The sequence below is a fragment of the Devosia enhydra genome (assembly GCF_900119845.1).
In the GTDB taxonomy this organism is placed as follows: Bacteria; Pseudomonadota; Alphaproteobacteria; order Rhizobiales; family Devosiaceae; genus FPKU01.
Window position 1 is genome coordinate 809,945 of record NZ_FPKU01000001.1, and the last position, 19,398, is coordinate 829,342.

The window sequence follows — 19,398 nt, forward strand, 5'->3', positions numbered from 1 at the left end:
GCCTCGCCGGGGCAAGAGATTTGCGCCCTTCGGCGAGGTCTATCCCCGGCGAAGCCGATCGAGCGCCCCCTGCAGGATGTAGCTTGCGGCGAGCTTGTCTACGATTTCGGCCCGCCGGTCGCGCCTGAGATCGGCCTCGATCATCATGCGCGTGACCGCGCTGGTCGAGAGCCGCTCATCCCAGAACACCAGCGGCAGAGGCAGCACCCGCGCCAAGTTGCGCGCGAAAGCCCGGGTCGACTGCGCCCTCGGACCCTCGCTGCCATCCATGTTGAGCGGTAATCCGAGCACGATGCCGCCGATGGCATTCTCGCCCACCAGCGCCACGATCCGCTCGGCATCCTGGGTGAATTTCAGCCGCTTGATGGTCTCGAGCGGTGTCGCCGAATAGCGCATGCCATCCGATATGGCGACGCCGATGGTCTTGGTCCCGAGATCGAGCCCCATCAATCGGCCCGATGCCGGCAGTTGCGAAAGGTCGTGTTCGTGCATGAGGCGACCTATCATCAAATCCGGCGGCCTGCGAGTCGCGCGACGACTGGAGGCCTGCGTCAAACATGAAACTGACATGGTTTGGAGGCTCGACGCTGCGGGTGCATCTGGGCGGGCGAATCGTCGTGGTCGATGAAGAGGATGCGCCAGACGGCATCGACCGTGCAGAGCTTCTGTCGGGTGCCGATTTCAGCGTCGGGTTTGCCAGCCAGTCCCTGCCAGGGCTTGATCCGCGCAACTGGCAGCCGCCCAGATCCGCGGCGCTGCTCGATGACGGGCAGACCGACATCGCGATTGGCCGCCTTGCTGCCGACGCGCTTCTCGTTTCGGCTGCCGGCGAGCCGCCGCTCGTCCTGGCGCATGCCGAACTGCCCGAGGCCGGTCGATGGACCCGCGAGGCCGTTGTGGTGGCGTTTTCCGTGCCTGCGGCGCTGTCGGGGCTGAAGCTTTGGGCGCCGCGGCTGATCGCGCTCGCGGTGGCGCCCAAGGCTGCCGAAACGGCCTTTTCAGCCCTTGCCGCCGAGGCCGGAGGCACCGGTTTGATGCTGCTCGAGCCCGGGCTAGCGCTGGAAGTTTGACACCGGCCGGGTGCACGGTGTTTAAGACCTCGATCAAACCGCCACTTCCGAGGGTTCCATGTCGGTCGACGCCGCCACCGTCAAGCGTATCGGGCGCCTTGCGCGCATCCGCATCGAGGAAAACGAGGTCGAGACCTATCGCGGCGAGCTCAACGCCATCCTCGGCTTCGTGGCCCAGCTCGACGAAGTCAATATCGAGGGCGTCGAACCCATGACATCGGTGACGCCGATGGCGCTGCGGCGCCGCGACGACAAGGTGACCGATGGCAATTATGCCGAAGCCGTGGTCGCCAACGCGCCCTTGACCGAAGACAATTTCTTCATGGTGCCCAAGGTGGTGGAATAGGCTCATGGCCGTCTCCATCGCCATAGAGAGCCCGTTGCAGGATGAAGTGCGTGCCCTCGTGGCGGCGCTCAACGCCTATCTGTCGCCGCTCTCGCCGCCCGAATTCCAGTTCAAGATGACCGTCGAGCAGATGGCGGGCGCCGATACGACCGTCTTCATCGCGCGCGATGAGAGCGGCCGGGCGGTCGGCTGCGGAGCGCTGCGCCTGCACGCCGATGGCCTCGGCGAGGTCAAGCGCATGTATACGCTGCCCGAGGTGCGCGGCCAGCGCGTCGGCCGGGCGCTGCTCGATGCCATCGTGGGTCTTGCGCGCAGCAAGGGCCTCGCCGTGGTGATGCTCGAAACCGGCGGCCCCGATGCCATGCCGGAGGCCAAGAGGCTCTATACCCGCTACGGCTTTACCCCGCGCGGACCCTTCCTCGATTATCCGGAAAGCCCGTGGTCGGCTTTTTACGAGCTGCGCCTTGATGGGGAGGCGTCCCGATGAAGCCCCTCATCCTCGCCATGCTGCTCCTTGCCACGCCGGCCGTCGCGCAGGAAGATCTGCGCATCGACACATCGCGCCTGCACGTCACCGATCCTGCTGCCTGCGTGGCGCTCGAGGACAAGGGCGTCGATGCCTGGCTCGACATCGATTTTCGCGCACTGACCTTCGCGCGCGGTATCCAGTCGATGGAGTTCGACTGCCGCTTCTTCGACGTCAAGTCGAGCGAGGGCAGCACGCATCTGTTCATCGATGCGGTCTGCTCCACCCCCGGCGAGGTTTATCCCGACACCTTTGCCGCGATTCCGGTCTCGGAGACCGAGATCCAGGTCGTTTCCGGACGCGACGCGAGCCTCGCTCTTGCCGGCCTTATCGAGCCGCAAGACCCCGAGGCGCTGCCCGGCGCCACCACCTACACACGCTGCGACACCCTGAGCGAGATACCCCGTTGACCGACCTGACCAGACTGAGCATCGCCGACGCCCGCAAGGGCCTCGATGCCAAGACCTTTTCGGCCCGCGAACTGACGGACGCCTATCTTGCGGCCATCGAGGCAGCCAATCCGGCGCTCAACGCCTATGTCGCGGTCACACCGGACAAGGCCCGGGACATGGCAGAGGCCAGCGACGCGCGCATCGCCAAGGGTGAGGCCGGGCCGCTCGAAGGCATTCCGCTGGGCATCAAGGATCTCTTCGGCACCAAGGGCGTGCATACCCAGGCGGCCAGCCACATCCTTGATGGCTTCAAGCCCGGCTATGAGTCCTCCGTCACCAGCAATCTCTGGCGCGATGGCGCGGTGATGCTGGGAAAGCTCAACATGGACGAGTTCGCCATGGGCTCATCCAACGAGACATCCTATTACGGGCCGGTGGTGAACCCCTGGCGCGCCAAGGGCTCGGATACCGATCTCGTGCCGGGCGGCTCGTCGGGTGGCTCGGCCTCGGCCGTGGCCGCCTGGCTCTGCGCCGGCGCGACCGCGACCGATACCGGCGGGTCCATCCGTCAGCCCGCCGCCTTCACCGGCACCGTCGGCATCAAGCCGACTTATGGGCGCTGCTCGCGCTGGGGCGTCGTCGCCTTTGCCTCCTCGCTCGATCAGGCTGGCCCCATCGCCCGCACCGTTGAGGATGCGGCGCTGATGATGACCTCGATGTCGGGTTTTGACCCCAAGGATTCCACCAGCGTCGATCTCGCGGTTCCCGATTTCGCAGCCGCGGTGGAGCGTGGAGTCAAGGGGCTCGTCATCGGCGTGCCTCGCGAATACCGCATGGATGGCATGCCCCAGGAGATCGAGGCGCTCTGGCAGGAGGGGCTGAGCTGGCTCAAGGCCGAGGGCGCCGAGATCCGCGACATCTCGTTGCCGCACACGAAATATGCCCTGCCGGCCTATTACATCGTGGCCCCCGCCGAGGCCTCGTCCAATCTGGCGCGCTATGACGGCGTCAAATACGGGCTGCGGGTCACGGGCAAGGACATCACCGATCTGTACGAGATGAGCCGCGCCGCCGGCTTCGGCCGCGAGGTCAAGCGCCGCGTCATGATCGGCACCTATGTGCTGTCGGCCGGCTATTACGATGCCTACTACGTCCGCGCCCAGAAGGTCCGCACGCTCATCAAGCGCGATTTCGAGCAGGTCTTTGCGGCCGGTGTCGATGCTATCCTTACGCCCGCCACGCCGTCGGCCGCCTTTGGCATTGGCGACGCGGCGATGAAGGCCGATCCGGTCAAAATGTATCTCAACGACATCTTCACCGTGACCGTGAACATGGCGGGGCTGCCCGGCATCGCCGTGCCGGCCGGCATGGACGGGCAGGGGCTTCCGCTCGGCCTCCAGCTCATCGGCAAGCCCTTCGACGAGGAGACGCTTTTTGCCGCAGCGCGCGTCATCGAGCGCTCGGCAGGTCTCGACCTCAGCCCGGCAAAATGGTGGTAAACATGGGACAGGACGTCTTTTCCACCCTTGATTGGTCGGCTCCACCCAAGGACATGTCCAAGCCGCTCCAGGCCATGTGGTGGCTCAAGAAGGGCAGCCTGCGGGTCGGCCCCGAATGGGAACAGGCCCATGCCATCGTGCAGGCCATGGAAGGTGTCATGGAGTTCGACTGGGTGCATGCGCTGATGCACTGGATCGAGGCCGACATGGGCAATGCCGACTACTGGTATCGCCGCGCCGGCAAGAAGCGCGCCATGCCCAGCGTGGCCGCCGAATGGGAACATATCGCCCGCGAACTGAGCGGCATGGCACGCCACTGAAGCATTTCCTATATCCTGCGCATACGCAGCGGCGCAGTCTGGGTCTGCTGTCCCAGTTGCGCAGGAGAAGGTCATGGGCTCCGTCATCGTCAGGTCGCTCGGCATCACCGCCATCGCGGTCACGCTGACTTTTCTCCTGAGCTTTGCCATCAGGGGCTGGGCCGGAGCGCCGATCGATACGGTCGTGATCGTCTCTGACGCGCTCATTCCCATCGTCATCACCTTCCCGCTGTCGCTCTTCGTTTTCCACCAGGGCGAGCAGCTGCGGCGGGCGCATGAGGAGCTCAAGCTCGCCCATAGCGTGCTGACCTGCCGCGCCAGCCATGACGGGTTGACAGGGCTCCTCAATCGCGAGTCGTTCCTCGCTCAGATCGATCTCACCCGCTTCGACGAGCGCCGGGGCGTGCTGCTCATCGTCGATGCCGACCATTTCAAGCGCATCAACGACACCTGCGGACATGAGGCGGGCGACGAAGCCCTGCGCCGGATCAGCACGGCCATCACCTCGGCGCTGCCTCTGTCCGGCGCGACCGGCCGGTTGGGCGGGGAGGAATTCGGCATCCTGCTGCGGGGCGCCAGCCTCGCCCAAGCCCGTTCGCTCGCGGAAGCGGTACGTCTTGCCGTGCAGGCGACGGCATTCGCGCCCGCCGGTTGCGAGCCCGTGCCGCTTTCCGTGAGCATCGGGGGTGCCCATTGCGTCACTGGAGCCGAAACCGCAGACATCCTGCGTGCCGCCGATCGCTGCCTTTATGATGCCAAGCGCCAGGGTCGCAACCGCGTCGTCTTTGCCAGTGGGCTGAGCCCGGCGGGCTCCGTCGCAGCCTGATCGGCAGCGCGGCAATCGGGCCGCCAAAGGTTGAATTTCATTTTCGCCCGGTGCAAACCTCTGGAACAGACAAGGGAGACAGCACCGAGTGACCAAAGCGCCAGAGGCCTGCGAAACCAAGGAAGACGTGCGCGCCGAGATCGACCGGATCGACCAGGCGCTGCTGAGGCTCTTTGCCGAGCGGCACACCTATGTCACCCGCATGGCCCACATCAAGACCGATCCCCACGAGGCCTATGACAAGGCGCGGATCGATGCCATCATCTCAAAGCAGCGCAAGCGCGCCGAGGAACTGGAGCTCGACGAGGACCAGGCCGAGTTGCTGTGGCGCACGTTGATCGACTGGAACGTCAATTACGAGAAGGGCATCATCGTCGCGCGCAAGCGCATGGGATAGCCCAGCAGGAGCCGCCATGTATCCGACCGTCGCGATCAGAACCGCGCTGTCCGCCGAGGCGGAGACGCTCGCCGACATCGGATATGTCGCCTGGGATCGCGATCTGCGCCCGTTCCTCGCCGGTGCCGCAGCCTCGCGCGAGGTGCAGCGCGAACGGCTCGACCGCGACGTTGCCACCCATATCGCGCGCATCATCGTCGCCGACGTCGATGGTGTCGCCACCGGCTGGTGCATGCGGGCCCGCGGACTGAGCTACATCCCCTATCTCTTCGTTACGCCCCTGCTGCAGAACCAAGGCATCGGCTCGATGCTGCTGCGCCGCATGGAGACGATCTTCGAGCTCGAGGGGGCGGGCTATGTCCAGCTCGATACGCTGGCCGACAACGTGCGCGCCGTCACCTTCTACCAGCGTCAGGGCTATCGCATCCTGGCGCTGAAGCCACAGGGCCGGGTGGCCGGCGACACCACGATGAGCGTTCGGCTCGAAAAGCCGCTCTCGCCCTATCGCGGCCAGCTCGACGAGTAGGGTCGCCCAGCCTCGATCTGGGCCTGCGCCTGTTGCATTTGCTGTGCGGCGGGTTAGAACCGGCCAGAGATCAATGCCGGGACGGAACGCCTTGACCATCATCGACACGCGCACGCCCAACCCCAAGAGCTTCATCCAGGGGGCAACGGGCGATTGGGAAGTGATCATCGGCATGGAAGTCCATGCCCAGGTGACATCCGAGAGCAAGCTGTTCTCGGGGTCTTCGACGCTGTTCGGCAATCCGCCCAACGCCAATGTCAGCTTCGTGGATGCGGCGATGCCCGGCATGCTGCCCGTGATCAACGAGGAGTGCGTGCGCCAGGCCGTGCGCACCGGTCTCGGGCTCAAGGCGCAGATCAACAAGCGCTCGATCTTCGATCGCAAGAACTATTTCTACCCCGACCTGCCGCAGGGCTATCAGATCTCGCAGTACAAGGACCCGATCGTGGGCGAGGGCAAGGTGCTCCTCGACATGGGCGATGAGACCATCGAGATCGGCATCGAACGCCTGCATCTCGAGCAGGACGCCGGCAAGTCCATCCACGATCAGCATCCCTCGATGAGCTTCGTCGATCTCAATCGCTCCGGCGTGGCGCTGATGGAGATCGTCTCCAAGCCCGACCTGCGCTCCTCGGACGAGGCCAAGGCCTATCTCTCCAAGCTCCGCACCATCCTGCGCTATCTCGGCACCTGCGATGGCAATATGGAGCAGGGCTCGATGCGCGCCGACATCAACGTCTCGGTGCGCAAGCCCGGCGGCGCCTTCGGCACGCGCTGCGAGATCAAGAACGTCAATTCCATGCGCTTTGCCGGCCAGGCAATCGAGTTCGAGGCCCGTCGCCAGATCGACATCCTCGAATCGGGCGGCACGATCGACCAGGAGACGCGGCTCTACGATCCCAAGACCGGCGAGACCCGCTCGATGCGCTCCAAGGAAGAAGCGCATGACTATCGCTACTTCCCCGACCCGGACCTCCTGCCGCTCGAATTCGACGATGCCTTCATCGCCATGCTGGCTGAGGGTCTGCCCGAGCTGCCCGACGAGAAGAAGGCCCGCTTCGTGCGCGACTATGGCGTCACCCCTTATGACGCGATGGTGCTGACGCTCGAAAAGGAATCCGGCGATTATTTCGAGGCGGTGGCCAAGGGTCGCGATGGCAAGCTCGCCGCCAACTGGATGATCAACGAACTTTTCGGCCGCCTCAACAAGGAGGGCAAGTCCCTCGCCGAGAGCCCTGTCGATGCCGGCCAGCTCGGCGCCATCGTCGATCTCATCGGCTCGGGCGCGATCTCGGGCAAGATCGGCAAGGACCTGTTCGAGATCGTTTGGACTGAGGGTGGGGATCCGGCCCGCATCGTCGATGAGCGCGGCATGAAGCAGGTGACCGACACCGGCGCCATCGAAAAGATCATCGACGAGATCATCGCCGCCAATCCCGACCAGGTCGAGAAGGTCAAGGCGAAGCCTACCATGATCGGCTGGTTCGTGGGTCAGGCGATGAAGGTCTCGGGCGGCAAGGCCAATCCGCAGGCGCTCAACGCACTGATGAAGCAGAAGCTCGGCATCGAGTAGTCATCCTCAAGAGGAGTTCGACATGGCGACGGTTTCAGTTTCCCTCCGCAGCGTAACCGATACCGGCGCGGCCATGGGCTGGGCCGGAGGCCACACCGTCGTCATCGATCGCAATTCTGGCAAGGCAGGCGGCACCGGGCTTGGCTTCAATGGTGCGCAGATGCTCGGGCTCGCCATCGGCGGCTGCTTCTGCAACGACCTGCGCTACAAGGCCGAGGAGATGGGCATCACCATCGTCTCCATCGCCGTGGACGTTGCGCTCGAGCTCGGTGGCCAGCCCAGCCGCGTGCTCGGCTGCGACCTCGCGGTAACCGTCATGTCGGATGATGCGAATGCCGACATCGCGGGTCTCGTCGCGCAGTCCGAACAGGCCTCTACCATCGGCCAGTCGGTCATCACCGGCTTTCCGGTCAGGGTCCGCGCCTCCTGATCGGCCTCAGGGGCCTGTAGCTGGCGGGATGCCCGAGCGATCGGCGCGGCGCCCGCCCGTCAACCGTCGCCACAGCCGCCCGTCGAGCAGCAGCAGTCCGAGAAAGATGCCCACCATGCCGGCGATATGGCTGGGCTCGACATGCTCGCCCAGAAACGCGATGCCGAGGATGACGGCCGAGACCGGCGCGATGAAGGTGACGGAGGTGAAATTGGTCGCCCCGATCCGTGGCAGGATGCGGTACATCACCTGATAGGCGAACGTGGTGGCGATGAGACCGATGCCGAACGCCGCGCCCCATGTCTCGGCGCGCTCGATCTCCGGCAATCCTTCGAAGACTAGCGCTGCCGAAACAGCGCCGATCGCCGCTCCCGTGAGGCTCAGCGCCGCCACAGTGGAGGCTTCGATGCCCCGGAAAATGCGCGCGTAATTGAGCGAGACCGCGTAACATAGCGTCGCCGCAAGGCAGGTCAGGATGGCCCAGAGCTGGCTCGATCCGCCGCCCGCCAAAGCGGGTGCGGCAAGGATGGCGACGCCCGCGAACCCTGCGATGACGCCGGCAGTTTTCTGCGGCGTCGCGCGTTCGCCGCCCTTCCAGAGCTGCGACACGAGCACCGTCATGATCGGCGTCATCGCATTGATGATCGCAGCGACGCCGGCGGCCAGATGCCCCTGCGCCAAGGGAAAGAGCGCGAAGGGGATAGCGTAGCAGATGAGGCCATAAACGAGGAAATGTCCGTAGATCATCGGGTCGCGCGGCAGCGGGCGCCGCAGCGCCACGAGCACGGCCCAGCACCCTGCCGCCCCGATCGTGACGCGAAGTGCCGAAACCCAGAAGGGGCCGAGCTCGCGAATCAGGATCGCGTTGAACAGGAACGACGTTCCCCAGATCGTGCCGAGCAGCACGACCCAGAACCAGTCTCGCAGCGACATGAGGTTCCTCCGCGGATGCCTCGGCTATAGGCCCGGGCTCAGGCGGCGTCGAACCGTTTTTGACGATCGGGTCCATCACATTCGGTGATGGATGCCATCACCCGAGCCGTGCCTCGCCCCGCGCCACCATCGCCAGAGCCGCAGGGTAGAGCCGATGCTCTTCCACCAGCACCCGTTGCGTCAGCGTCTCGCGCGTATCGTCGGGATATACCGGAATGCGCGCCTGCGCGATGGTCGGCCCGTCATCGAGCGCGGGCGTCACCCAATGCACCGTGCAGCCATGTTCGGTGGCTCCCGCCGCCAGAGCCTGCCCATGAGTATCGAGGCCCTTGTAGAGCGGCAGCAGCGAGGGATGAATGTTGATCATCCGGCCCTGCCAGCGGGTCACGAAACCGAGGGAAAGGATGCGCATGAAGCCGGCGAGGCAGACGATGTCGGCCTGCCAGCCCGTCAGCACGCGATCGATCTCGGTGTCGAAGGCGGCGCGATCGGAAAAATCCCGATGCGATGCCGATGCCGTGGCGATCCCGTTGGCGCGGGCAAAATCGAGCCCGGCAGCCTCCGCCTTGTTGGAGAACACCCCGATGATCTCGGCCGGATAGTCGGGATCGCGAGCTGCCTCGACCAAAGCAGCCATGTTCGAGCCGCGCCCGGAAATCAGTACGGCGACGCGCTTCCTCGTCGTCACAGGGGCAGTGCGCCGTCAAACACCACGGCTGCCCCGGTGCGCGCCTCGAGCCGCCCGATGGCATGGGCCGGTTCGCCCGCCGCCGTCAGATGCGCGATCACGGCATCGGCCTCGTCGGCCGCAACCGCCAGCACCATGCCGACGCCGCAATTGAACGTCCGCACCATCTCGTCCTGCGACAGCCCGCCGACCCGCGCCAGCCAGGCAAAAACCGGCGGCAGACCGACCTTGTGCAGGTCGATCCGCGCGGAGAGGCTATCGGGCAGCACGCGGGGAATATTGTCCACGAAGCCCCCGCCGGTGATATGGGCCATCGCCTTGATACCAAGCCCGTCGCGCAGCGCCGCCAGCAGCGGCTTCACATAGATCCGCGTCGGGGTCAGCAGCGCGTCCGAGAGCGACTGCGTCTCGTCGAACGGAGCCGGCAGGAACCAGTCGAGCCCGGAAATCTCGACTACGCGTCGCACCAGCGAGAAGCCGTTGGAGTGTACGCCAGAAGAAGGCAGGGCGACGAGCACATCGCCCTCAGCGACATCAGCGCGCGGCAGCAGCGTGCCGCGTTCGGCGGCGCCCACCGCAAAGCCGGCCAGATCGTAGTCGTGCCCGTGATACATGCCCGGCATCTCGGCGGTTTCCCCGCCGATCAGCGCACACCCGGCGATCCGACAGCCTTCGGCGATGCCGTTGACGATCGCGGTCCCGGTCTCCACGTCGAGCCGGCCGGTGGCGAAGTAATCGAGGAAAAACAGCGGCTCTGCGCCCTGCACGATGATGTCGTTGACGCACATCGCCACGAGATCGATGCCGATCGTCTTGTGGTTGCCGGTGTCGATGGCAATCTTGAGCTTGGTGCCCACGCCATCATTGGCCGCAACCAGCACCGGATCGACGAAACCCGCCGCCTTGAGGTCGAACAGGCCTCCGAAGCCGCCGATCTCCGCATCGGCTCCGGGGCGCCGCGTGGAACGAACGGCGGGCTTGATGGCTTCCACAAGGGCATTGCCGGCATCGATATCGACGCCGGCGCGCTTGTATGAGAGGCCGTTTAATGGCAGGTTTTGCACGTCGGTCATGGACTTGGCAGCCGGCTCGGTCGGGCGAGAACGTCCCTGCGCTGATAGCGGCTCCCCCTCCAGTGTGCAAGGGCAAGACAGGGACATGACACTGCGGAATCAAGTTCTGGCCTGGGTCGGCATCTGCCTTCTGGCCATACTGACGCTTTGGCTGTTCAGGTCCATCCTGCTGCCCTTCGTCATCGGCATCGCGCTGGCCTATCTGCTGAACCCCATTGTCAGCACGTTGCAGCGGCTCGGCATTTCGCGGGGGCTCGGCACGGCCACCGTGCTTCTGGTGGTGGTCTCGATCATCATCGGTCTCTTCGTGATGGTCGTGCCGCTTCTCGTCGACCAGATCTTCGGCCTGCTTGCCCGCCTGCCGCGCTATGTCGCCGATCTGCAGGCGCTTGCCGAAGACATCGTGCCGCAGGTTGCCGCCTGGCTCGGGCCAGAACGCTCCGCGCAGTTACAGGCGACCGTCGGCGAGGTCATCTCGAATGCCACCGGCATGATCGGGGCGCTGACCGCCACAATTGCTGCCAGTGGCGCCACGCTGCTCAACATGGTGGCCATCATCGTGGTCACACCCGTCGTCGCGTTCTATACGCTGATGGACTGGGACAAGATGGTTCGCGGGCTCGATGATCTGCTGCCGCGACGGCACCGCGACGAAATCAAGGGCATTCTCTCCGAGATCGATCGCTCCATGCACGGCGTGCTGCGCGGGCAGGGCAGCGTGATTCTCATCCTCGCGGCGTTCTACGCCACTGCGCTCACGCTTGCCGGGCTCAATTTCGGCCTCGCGATCGGGCTCATCGGCGGGCTCTTCTCCTTCGTCCCGTTCCTGGGCTTCGCGCTCGGCATCGTCCTGTCGGTTGGTGTCGCCATCGTCCAGTTCTGGCCAAACTACTGGATGGTGATCGTCATCATCGCCATCTACCTCATCGGCCAGTTCATTGAGGGCAACATCCTCTATCCCAAGCTTGTGGGCTCCTCGATCAACATCAACCCTGTCTGGCTGATGTTCGCGCTGCTCGCCTTCGGCCTGCTGTTCGGCTTTGTCGGCCTGCTGCTGGCGGTGCCGCTTGCGGCCATCGCCGGTGTTCTCACCCGCTACGCTGTCCGCAAATACAAGGCATCGAGCCTTTATTCCGGCACCGCCCAGCCGGCCCCCGCGCTCATTACTTCGGCCAATGCACCGCGTCCCGGTGCCAAGGTATGAGGCCGTTTCGCCAATGAAAAGCGCGCCGCGGCAGCTGCCCTTCGCCTACGAGATGGAGGCGTCTCACGCCGAGGATGATTTCATCGTCGGCGAGGGCAATCTGCTCGCGCACGGGCATCTTCTGGCCTGGCCCCGATGGCCCGGGCCGCTGACGCTCATCGAGGGCCCCGCCAGCACCGGCAAGTCCCATCTCGCCCGGATCTGGGCCGAGCGCAGCGGCGCGCGGATCGTCACCCCGCTTCGGATTGCGGCCATGGCGGCGGAGGGGGGCGGCAGCCCGATCGTCATAGAGGACATCGATCGCGAGGGCTTCGACGAGCGGGCCCTGTTCCACCTCCTCAATCAGTCGATGCGCGATGGGCGCAGCGTGCTGATGACGGCGCGGACCCCCGTCGCCGCATGGCCCTACGCCACCGATGACGTGCGCTCCCGCGCCCGGCTGGCCGCGCGTTTTGCCCTTGCCGTCACCGATGACATCGCATTGTCACAGATGCTGGTGAAACTGTTCAGCGACCGTCAGGTGAAGGTCGAACCGCGCGTGATCGCCTATCTCGCCGCACGCATGGAGCGTTCGGCCGAGGCGGCGGTCCGTCTCGTCGAAACCATCGATCGGCTGGCTCTGGCCCGCGGCGTCGCGATCAGCCGCGCCGTTGCCGCCGAAGCCCTGGCGATCCATGAGGGGACGACGGATGCGTGGCTCGTCAACGGGTCCGGGGATGCAGGCGATGAATGAGATGACCGTAACCGAGACTGTCGATCCGGCGCCCGACGCCCTGTCCCTGCGCAACAGCCCGGCGCGCTTCGTCAACCGCGAGGTGAGCTGGCTGCAGTTCAACATGCGCGTGCTGGAGGAGGCGGGCAACACCAACCATCCGCTGCTCGAGCGTCTGCGCTTCGTGTCGATCTCGGCCAACAATCTCGACGAATTCTTCATGGTGCGCGTCGCCGGCCTCAAGGGTCAGCTGCGGGCCGGCATGGTGCGCCAGAGCGCCGATGGCATGACGCCGGCGGAGCAGCTCGAAGAGATCGCGACGCTCGCCCAGCATCTGCATCTCGAGCAGCAGGACCATTGGCAGAACCTGCGCGAGGAACTCTTCGCGCGCGACGTGGTCATCCACGAGCCCAACGACCTCAAGAGCGAGCAGCTCAAATATCTCGAACGGCTGTTCAAGGAAGAGATCTTCCCGGTCCTGACGCCCATCGCCATCGATCCGGCGCATCCCTTCCCGTTCATCCCCAATCTCGGCTTCACGCTCGCCTTTGAGATGGTGCGCCCCAATTCGACGCAGTCGCTGACCGCGCTCGTGCGCGTGCCGGGCAATCTCGATCGGTTCATCACGCTGCCGGGCAGCCTCGCCACCGAGGGCCGCGTCGAGGTCGTCACCATCGACACGCTGATCGATCTGTTTTTCCACAAGCTGTTTCCCGGCTACGAGGTCGCCGGCTCCGGTGCCTTTCGCGTCATCCGCGACAGTGAGATCGAGATCGATGACGAGGCGGCCGATCTCGTGGTCGAGTTCGAATCGGCGCTGCGCCAAAGGCGTCGCGGGCAGGTCATCCGGCTCGAGATCGAGAGCCGCATGCCGCGCAGCCTGCGCCGGCAGATTTCCGAGCGGCTCAACGTCACCGATGCCGACACGTTCGATGTCGAGGGCTTTCTCGGCCTCGCCGATGCGGCGCGCATCTGCGACATCAACCGTCCCGACCTCAAGTTCCAGCCCTATATCCCGCGCTTTCCCGAGCGGGTGCGCGACTATAATGGCGATATCTTCGCGGCCGTGCGGGCCAAGGATTTGCTCGTCCACCATCCCTTCGAGAGCTTCGATGTGGTGGCGCAGTTCCTCGTGCAGGCGGCGCGCGACCCCGATGTCGTCGCCATCAAGCAGACGCTCTACCGCACCTCGCGCGACAGCCCCATCGTCAAGGCGCTCGTGCTGGCTGCCGAATCGGGCAAGTCGGTCACGGCGCTCGTCGAGCTCAAGGCGCGCTTTGACGAAGAGGCCAATATCCGCTGGGCGCGCGACCTCGAGCGAGCAGGGGCCCAGGTGGTATTCGGCTTCGTCGAGCTCAAGACCCATGCCAAGATGAGCCAGGTGGTGCGCCGCGAGCAGGGCAAGCTCGTCTCCTACTGCCACCTCGGCACCGGCAATTATCACCCCATCACCGCCAAGATTTATACCGACCTCAGCTTTTTCACCGTCGATCCGGCGATCACCCGCGATGTTGCGCGCGTCTTCAACTTCATCACCGGATATTCCCGCCCGACCGAGCTCGAAGCTCTGGCCGCCTCGCCGGTCAATCTCAGGCAGACGCTGCTCGATTGCATTGCGCGCGAAGTCGAGTTCGCCGAGCGCGGCGAGCCGGCCACCATCTGGCTCAAGATGAATGCGCTGGTCGATCCCGAGATCATAGACGCGCTCTACGACGCCGGGCGGAAGGGCGTGCGCATCGAGCTCATCGTGCGCGGCATCTGCTGCCTCAGGCCCGGCATACCGGGCTTTTCGGACAATATTCGCGTCAAGTCGCTGGTCGGCCGGTTCCTCGAGCATTCGCGCATCTACTGCTTCGGCAATGGCGAGCCGATGCCGTCGCGGCGCGCCCGGGTCTACATGTCCTCGGCCGATCTCATGCAGCGCAATCTCGACTGGCGCGTTGAAGTGATGGTGCCCATCCTCAACAAGACGGTGCACAAGCAAATTCTGGATCGCATGCTGGTGGCCTATCTCAAGGACAATCAGCAGAGCTGGGAAGTGTTGCCCGATGGCAGTTCGCACCGCATCCGCTTGCGCGAGGGCGAAGAGCCCTTTAATGCCCATAACTACTTCATGACCAACGCCAGCCTCTCGGGTCGCGGAAGCGCAACGGTTCGGGAGCGCGAAGAAGGTGACGAGTGATAGGATTCTGGGGCACTGACGCCGATCCCACCGCGCAGGGGCGCATCAAGGGCGCCCAGCCGGTGGCGGTGCTCGATATCGGGTCGAACTCCGTCCGTCTCGTGGTCTATGAGCGTCTCGCCCGCGCGCTGACCCCGCTCTACAACGAAAAATCGAGCTGCGCGCTCGGGCGCGGCATCGCCAAGACCGGGCGTCTGGCCGATGCCAACATGGCCCGCGCCATCACCGCCATCAAACGCTTCGCCCTCGTGGCCCGCCTGATGCGCGTGGGGCAGGTGCATGTACTCGCCACCTCTGCGGTGCGAGAGGCGAGCAATCGAGACGAATTTGTCGCCGAGGTTACCCGCATCATGCTAGCCCCGGTGCGCGTGCTCTCGGGTGCCGAAGAGGCCCACTATGCGGCGCTCGGCATCGTCGCGGGCATGCCGGGCTTTTCGGGCGTCGTCGGCGATCTGGGCGGCGGCAGCCTCGAACTCTCTGCCATGACGGGTCCCGACGAGTCAGAAGGCGAAACTCATCCTCTCGGCGTCATTCGCCTCCAGGACGATTCGGATGGCGACCCGGCCAAGGCGGTCAAGATCGCGCGCGCGGTGCTCAAGGAGTCGCCCCTTGCCCGCGGCCATGCCAGTGGGCTCTTCTGCGCCATCGGCGGCACATGGCGCTCGCTCGCCAAGCAGCATCAGGTGCTGCGCGATTATCCGCTGCACATGGTGCAGCATTATTCCGTGCCGTCCGAGGACATTCTCCAGCTCTGCGACGAGATCGTCGCCACCACCTCGGCCGGCAAGTCGATGCCGGGCGCAGATGCCGTCAGCTCCTCCCGCCGCGATCTCGTGCCCTTTGGCGCCGTGGTCATGGGCGAACTGATCCGGCTTGGCCAGTTCCACACAGTGATGTTTTCGGCCCTTGGCGTGCGCGAGGGCTATCTCTATGGCGAGCTCGATGCCGCCGAAAAGGCCGTCGATCCGCTGTTGCAGGGGGCCGAGGAGCTCTCGGTGCTCCGCTCGCGCTCGCCCCAGCACGGCGAGGATCTGATCGGCTTTACCGGCCAGTTTCTCGAAGCTGCCGGATTGTCCGAGACCGAGGAAGAGCGTCGCCTGCGCATTGTCGCATGCCATCTCGCCGATATCGGCTGGCGCGGCCATCCCGACTATCGCGGCGCCCAGAGCGTCGACATGGTCGCCTACAGCTCGCTTTCGGGCATTGACCATCCCGGCCGCGCCTTCATTGGCGAGGTCACGGCGGTGCGCTATGCCGGGCTGAAGCACAAATCGGTCACCCCGGCGCTGCTCAATTTGCTGTCGCCCGAAAGCACCGCCCGCGCCAAGATGATCGGGGCGGCCATGCGGGTCGCCTATCCGATGTCGGCGGCCATGCCCGGCATCCTGCCGCGCGTGCGCTTCAGCGCCGAGGGCGAGACGCTGACGCTGCACCTGCCCGAAGACCTCGCCTTTCTCGATGGCGAGCACCTGCGCGGGCGCATGGAGCAGTTCGCCAGCGTCACGCCCTTCAAGGCCATCGCCATCGTCGTCGGCTGACCCGCGCAAAGGCAGGCACGAGGCCTGCCTTGCTACTTCTCGATTTCGATCTCGATCACGCCCTTGCGCGTCGCCGCCAGCCCAAGGCGCCCGTGCTTGATGGCGAGTGCCTTTTCCCCGAAGAGCTTACGCCGCCAGCCCTTGAGCGCAGGCACGTCGGCATCGTCATCGAGCACCAGGGCGTCGATATCCTCGGAATTGGCGATGATGCGCCCAGCCACGCCATGCTGCTCTGAGACGGCCTTGAGCAGCACGCGCACGAGGTCGCCCACGGCACCCTTGGGCGACGGCCCCCGCTGCCGGTCGGGCATATCGGGCAATTCCGATTTGGGCAGCTCCTCGACACCCTTGAGCAGGGCGATGATTTCGCCGGCGGCGCTCGAACGGCCATAGCCTCGCTGCACGGCGCGCAGCTTTTCGAAGGCTTCGGGCGTCAGCGGGCGCTGCATGGCCAGTTCCACCACCGCTTCATCCTTGAGAACGCGGCTGCGCGGCTGGTCGGTCTCCTGCGCCCGCCGCTCGCGCCATTCGGCGATGACCTTCAAGGCCGCCAGATCGCGCGGCCGCGACAGCTTGGCCTTGATGCGCTCCCAGGCCTGCTCGGGCTTGACCACATAGGTATCGATGCTGTTGAGCGTGTCGAGTTCGTCCGCCACCCAGTCCTGGCGCCGGGTGCGCTCCACCTGGTCCTTGAGCGCCTTGTAGATGTCGCGGAGGTGGGTGACGTCGGCGAGCGCATAGCGCAGCTGCTTGTCGGTCAGCGGGCGGTGTGACCAGTCCGTGAAGCGCGACGACTTGTCGATCTCCTCATTGACGATGGCGCGCACGAGGTTGTCGTAGGAGATGCTGTCGCCGAAACCGCAGACGCTGGCCGCGATCTGCGTGTCATAGATGTTCACCGGCACCTTGCCGGTGGCTTTCACGAAGATCTCGATATCCTGCCGGGCCGCATGGAAGACCTTGGTCACCTCGGCATTGGCGAGCAGCGCATAGAAGGGCTGCAGGCTGAGCCCATCCGCGAGGGGATCGACGAGAACCGCTTCATCCTCGGTGGCCATCTGCAGAAGGCAGAGACGGGGCCAGTAGGTCGTCTCCCGGAGGAATTCCGTGTCGACGGTGACGTAGTCGAATTCGGCGGCGCGCCGGCAGAACTCGGCGAGTTCCCCTGTGGTGCGGATCACATCCATGCAATCGGTCTCGTTTCTTCTCTCTTTACGCTCATAACAGGCACAGCCTGCGGGCTCCAGATGCCAATAGGCCCGCCTGGGCCGCCAACTTGACAAATCGGGCCCTGCATGCGCTTGTCGCGCCCCGATCCGTTGCCCCATTCCAGCACGAGACTGCCATGCATCGCTACCGTTCGCACACCTGTGCAGGCCTTTCCGCCAGCGACGTTGGCAACACCGCCCGTCTTTCGGGGTGGGTGCACCGCGTCCGCGACCATGGCGGCCTGCTTTTCATCGATCTGCGCGACCATTACGGCATCACCCAATGCGTGATCGACCCTGATTCTCCGGCCTTCAAGGCGGCTGAGTCGGTGCGGTCCGAATGGGTCATCCGGGTCGATGGCGAGGTCAAGGCCCGCACGCCCGAGACCGTCAACCCCAACCTGCCGACCGGGGCAATCGAGCTCTTCATCCGCGAGCTCGAAGTCTTGGGCAAGGCAGCAGAGCTGCCGCTGCCGGTGTTCGGCGAACCCGACTATCCCGAAGATACGCGCCTGCGCTATCGCTTCATCGATCTGCGTCGCGAGACGCTGCACGCCAATATCGTCAAGCGCACCAAGATCATCACCTCGATGCGCCGCCGCATGCACGATATCGGCTTTGCCGAATATTCGACGCCGATCCTGACCGCATCCTCGCCTGAGGGTGCGCGCGACTTCCTCGTGCCCAGCCGCATCCATCAGGGCAAGTTTTTTGCCTTGCCGCAGGCCCCCCAGCAATACAAGCAGCTGCTGATGGTGGCCGGCTTCGACCGCTATTTCCAAATCGCGCCCTGCTTCCGCGACGAGGACCCGCGCGCCGATCGCCTGCCGGGCGAGTTCTACCAGCTCGATCTCGAGATGAGCTTCGTCACCCAGGAAGACGTGTGGGACACGATGGAGCCGGTGCTGCGCGGCGTCTTCGAGGAGTTCGCCGAGGGCAAGCGCGTGACCCAGACCTTCCCGCGCATCCCTTATGACGTGGCGCTGCGCAAATACGGCTCCGACAAGCCCGACCTGCGCAACCCCATCGAGATGCAGGCGGTGACCGATCACTTCCGCGATTCCGGCTTCAAGGTCTTTGCCAACCAGATCGCCTCGGACCCCAAGGTCGAGGTCTGGGCGATTCCCGCGCCGAGCGGCGGCAGCCGCGCCTTCTGCGACCGCATGAACGCCTGGGCGCAGGGGCAGGGGCAGCCGGGCCTCGGCTACATCTTCTTCAAGGACGGGCAGGGCTCCGGCCCGGTCGCCAAGAACATCGGCGAGGACCGCACCGCGGCCATCCGCGAGCAGCTCGGGCTTGCCGATGGCGATGCGGTGTTCTTCGTGCTTGGCCGGCCCGAGAAGTTCTACAAGTTCGCCGGCGAGGCCCGCACCCGCATCGGCACCGAGCTCAATCTGGTCGATACCGAGCAGTTCGCGCTCTGCTGGATCGTCGACTTCCCGTTCTACGAGTGGAACGAGGACGAAAAGCAGCTCGAATTCGCCCACAACCCCTTCTCGATGCCCCAGGGTGGGCGCGAGGCGCTCGAGAGCGGCGATCCGCTCGCCATCAAGGCGTTCCAGTACGACGCGGTCTGCAATGGCTACGAGATCGCCTCCGGGTCGATCCGTAACCAGGAGCCCGAGACCATGGTCGCGGCCTTCGAGAAGGTCGGGCTGTCGCGCCAGGATGTCGAGGATCGTTTTGGCGGCCTCTATCGCGCCTTCCAGTATGGCGCGCCGCCCCATGGCGGCATGGCGGCCGGTGTCGATCGCGTCGTGATGCTGCTCTGCGGCGTGCAGAACCTGCGCGAAATCACGCTCTTCCCGATGAACCAGCAGGCAGAAGACCTGCTGATGAATGCGCCGTCGGAAGCGTCGCCCAAGCAACTGCGCGAACTCGGCCTGCGCGTGCTGCCGCCGCAGAAATAGCGGTTGCGGGGCGCGGCGGTTAGCGCCCTGTTAAAGCTCGCCAGT

The 19,398-nt window shown here is 65.1% G+C and carries 21 protein-coding genes; 16 read left to right on the top strand and 5 right to left on the bottom strand.

Annotated features, from left to right (window positions below; translation table 11 throughout):
• Positions 1 to 39: 39 nt before the first annotated feature.
• Positions 40 to 492: a Holliday junction resolvase RuvX gene (gene ruvX, locus BT183_RS03980; protein ID WP_143145652.1), complete on the bottom strand. Its 453-nt coding sequence runs from the start codon at positions 490 to 492 to the stop codon at positions 40 to 42.
• 65 nt (positions 493 to 557) lie between these two features.
• Between ruvX and BT183_RS03985 the strand changes: the two genes are divergently transcribed.
• The 11 genes from BT183_RS03985 to BT183_RS04035 all read left to right on the top strand — a co-directional run bounded on the left by BT183_RS03985 (position 558) and on the right by BT183_RS04035 (position 7,905).
• Entirely contained in the window at positions 558 to 1,070 is a 513-nt protein-coding gene (locus BT183_RS03985) for a hypothetical protein (protein WP_143145653.1), read from the top strand.
• A gap of 58 nt (positions 1,071 to 1,128) precedes the next feature.
• Positions 1,129 to 1,416 carry an Asp-tRNA(Asn)/Glu-tRNA(Gln) amidotransferase subunit GatC gene (gene gatC, locus BT183_RS03990; RefSeq protein ID WP_072339231.1) on the top strand — a complete coding sequence of 96 codons (288 nt, stop codon included), beginning with the start codon at positions 1,129 to 1,131 and terminating at the stop codon, positions 1,414 to 1,416.
• 4 nt (positions 1,417 to 1,420) lie between these two features.
• Positions 1,421 to 1,903 (top strand): GNAT family N-acetyltransferase, encoded by a 483-nt coding sequence (locus tag BT183_RS03995; protein ID WP_072339233.1) that lies wholly within the window; start codon positions 1,421 to 1,423, stop codon positions 1,901 to 1,903.
• The gene (locus BT183_RS04000) at positions 1,900 to 2,352 is read left to right on the top strand and encodes a hypothetical protein (RefSeq protein ID WP_072339235.1); all 453 of its coding nucleotides are present in this window, start codon (positions 1,900 to 1,902) and stop codon (positions 2,350 to 2,352) included. Before BT183_RS03995 ends, BT183_RS04000 begins: the two co-directional genes overlap by 4 nt.
• Complete coding sequence (gatA, locus tag BT183_RS04005; protein WP_072339238.1) at positions 2,349 to 3,833, top strand: Asp-tRNA(Asn)/Glu-tRNA(Gln) amidotransferase subunit GatA; 1,485 nt, start codon at positions 2,349 to 2,351, stop codon at positions 3,831 to 3,833. The genes BT183_RS04000 and gatA overlap by 4 nt, the downstream gene beginning before the upstream one ends.
• A gap of 53 nt (positions 3,834 to 3,886) precedes the next feature.
• The gene (locus BT183_RS04010) at positions 3,887 to 4,153 is read left to right on the top strand and encodes a hypothetical protein (protein WP_244545241.1); all 267 of its coding nucleotides are present in this window, start codon (positions 3,887 to 3,889) and stop codon (positions 4,151 to 4,153) included.
• 73 nt (positions 4,154 to 4,226) lie between these two features.
• Positions 4,227 to 4,979: a GGDEF domain-containing protein gene (locus tag BT183_RS04015; protein WP_072339243.1), complete on the top strand. Its 753-nt coding sequence runs from the start codon at positions 4,227 to 4,229 to the stop codon at positions 4,977 to 4,979.
• An 88-nt stretch (positions 4,980 to 5,067) separates the two neighbouring features.
• On the top strand, positions 5,068 to 5,376 hold the full coding sequence (locus BT183_RS04020) for a chorismate mutase (RefSeq protein WP_072339245.1): 309 nt from the start codon (positions 5,068 to 5,070) through the stop codon (positions 5,374 to 5,376).
• Positions 5,377 to 5,392: 16 nt separating this feature from the next.
• On the top strand, positions 5,393 to 5,902 hold the full coding sequence (locus BT183_RS04025) for a GNAT family N-acetyltransferase (RefSeq protein WP_072339247.1): 510 nt from the start codon (positions 5,393 to 5,395) through the stop codon (positions 5,900 to 5,902).
• A gap of 91 nt (positions 5,903 to 5,993) precedes the next feature.
• A complete protein-coding gene (gene gatB, locus BT183_RS04030) occupies positions 5,994 to 7,475 on the top strand; it encodes an Asp-tRNA(Asn)/Glu-tRNA(Gln) amidotransferase subunit GatB (RefSeq protein WP_072339249.1) in 1,482 nt (493 codons plus the stop codon).
• Positions 7,476 to 7,497: 22 nt separating this feature from the next.
• Positions 7,498 to 7,905: an OsmC family protein gene (locus BT183_RS04035; protein ID WP_072339251.1), complete on the top strand. Its 408-nt coding sequence runs from the start codon at positions 7,498 to 7,500 to the stop codon at positions 7,903 to 7,905.
• Between the two features lie 6 nt (positions 7,906 to 7,911).
• On the opposite strand, the gene BT183_RS04040 is transcribed toward BT183_RS04035, so the two are convergent.
• From BT183_RS04040 to purM, 3 genes are all read right to left on the bottom strand, one after another.
• Positions 7,912 to 8,838 (bottom strand): DMT family transporter, encoded by a 927-nt coding sequence (locus tag BT183_RS04040; RefSeq protein ID WP_072339253.1) that lies wholly within the window; start codon positions 8,836 to 8,838, stop codon positions 7,912 to 7,914.
• Positions 8,839 to 8,935: 97 nt separating this feature from the next.
• Positions 8,936 to 9,475 (bottom strand): phosphoribosylglycinamide formyltransferase, encoded by a 540-nt coding sequence (gene purN, locus BT183_RS04045; protein ID WP_072339256.1) that lies wholly within the window; start codon positions 9,473 to 9,475, stop codon positions 8,936 to 8,938.
• Between the two features lie 47 nt (positions 9,476 to 9,522).
• The gene (gene purM / locus BT183_RS04050) at positions 9,523 to 10,599 is read right to left on the bottom strand and encodes a phosphoribosylformylglycinamidine cyclo-ligase (protein WP_072339258.1); all 1,077 of its coding nucleotides are present in this window, start codon (positions 10,597 to 10,599) and stop codon (positions 9,523 to 9,525) included.
• An 85-nt stretch (positions 10,600 to 10,684) separates the two neighbouring features.
• Between purM and BT183_RS04055 the strand changes: the two genes are divergently transcribed.
• Genes BT183_RS04055 through BT183_RS04070 form a run of 4 tightly spaced genes read left to right on the top strand, consistent with a single transcriptional unit; the run spans position 10,685 to position 16,235 of the window.
• Entirely contained in the window at positions 10,685 to 11,803 is a 1,119-nt protein-coding gene (locus tag BT183_RS04055; RefSeq protein ID WP_072339260.1) for an AI-2E family transporter, read from the top strand.
• A 13-nt stretch (positions 11,804 to 11,816) separates the two neighbouring features.
• The gene (locus BT183_RS04060; protein ID WP_072339262.1) at positions 11,817 to 12,536 is read left to right on the top strand and encodes a P-loop NTPase family protein; all 720 of its coding nucleotides are present in this window, start codon (positions 11,817 to 11,819) and stop codon (positions 12,534 to 12,536) included.
• Positions 12,529 to 14,697, top strand: coding sequence for an RNA degradosome polyphosphate kinase (locus tag BT183_RS04065; protein ID WP_072341491.1), 2,169 nt, complete (start codon positions 12,529 to 12,531; stop codon positions 14,695 to 14,697). The genes BT183_RS04060 and BT183_RS04065 overlap by 8 nt, the downstream gene beginning before the upstream one ends.
• Positions 14,694 to 16,235 carry a Ppx/GppA phosphatase family protein gene (locus BT183_RS04070; protein ID WP_084603236.1) on the top strand — a complete coding sequence of 514 codons (1,542 nt, stop codon included), beginning with the start codon at positions 14,694 to 14,696 and terminating at the stop codon, positions 16,233 to 16,235. Before BT183_RS04065 ends, BT183_RS04070 begins: the two co-directional genes overlap by 4 nt.
• Positions 16,236 to 16,267: 32 nt before the next feature.
• Here BT183_RS04070 and rnd read toward each other — a convergent pair whose 3' ends face one another.
• Positions 16,268 to 17,422 (bottom strand): ribonuclease D, encoded by a 1,155-nt coding sequence (gene rnd, locus BT183_RS04075; protein WP_143145654.1) that lies wholly within the window; start codon positions 17,420 to 17,422, stop codon positions 16,268 to 16,270.
• A gap of 158 nt (positions 17,423 to 17,580) precedes the next feature.
• On the opposite strand from rnd, the gene aspS reads away from it, so the two are divergent.
• Positions 17,581 to 19,353, top strand: coding sequence for an aspartate--tRNA ligase (aspS, locus tag BT183_RS04080; RefSeq protein WP_072339264.1), 1,773 nt, complete (start codon positions 17,581 to 17,583; stop codon positions 19,351 to 19,353).
• Positions 19,354 to 19,398 lie beyond the last annotated feature (45 nt).